Source organism: Grimontia celer, assembly GCF_900055185.1.
In the GTDB taxonomy this organism is placed as follows: Bacteria; Pseudomonadota; Gammaproteobacteria; order Enterobacterales; family Vibrionaceae; genus Enterovibrio; species Enterovibrio celer.
In genome coordinates this window covers 1-517 of record NZ_FIZX01000093.1, presented here as the reverse complement: position 1 = coordinate 517, position 517 = coordinate 1, and the positions used below count along the sequence as shown (strand labels likewise).

Sequence of the window (517 nt, the reverse complement as noted above, 5' to 3'; positions counted from 1 at the left end):
CATGGAACTGGCCGCTAAACATGGCGATGTGGAAAATGTGCGCACCGCTGGTGGTGGGTTGTACAATTGTGCTGAAACCTGCTGAGATCACACCGATGAGTATGATCTATTTAATGAGAATTTGGCAGGAAGCTGGACTACCAGACGGTGTGGTGAATATTGTCATTGGTACGGGAACTGAGATTGGTAGCCCTCTGGCCGGCCATCCAGGAATCAACAAAGTGTCCTTCACTGGCTCAACACCTGTGGGTAAGCTGGTGGGGAAAGCCGCTTTGGGACACATGAATCCTGCGACGGTAGACCTCGCGGGAAAGTCGGCCAGTGTTGCTTTTGACGATGCCAATCTAGAGGATATCGTCACAGGAACATTGCAATCCGTTTTCTTTAATTCTGGTCAGACCTGTTCTGCTGGTTCGCGTTTATATGTTCAACGGGGCTTGTACGATCAAGCCGTTGCCGCCGTTGCAAAAGCGGCCAATGAGATGGTGGTTGGCGATCCGCTTGATACGAACATCAC

The 517-nt window shown here is 50.9% G+C and carries 1 protein-coding gene; it reads left to right on the top strand.

Going from position 1 to position 517, the window contains the following annotated elements:
• Positions 1 to 20: 20 nt before the first annotated feature.
• Positions 21 to 517: aldehyde dehydrogenase family protein (locus GCE9029_RS25595; protein WP_306455724.1), on the top strand; the 497-nt coding region annotated here is incomplete at its 3' end.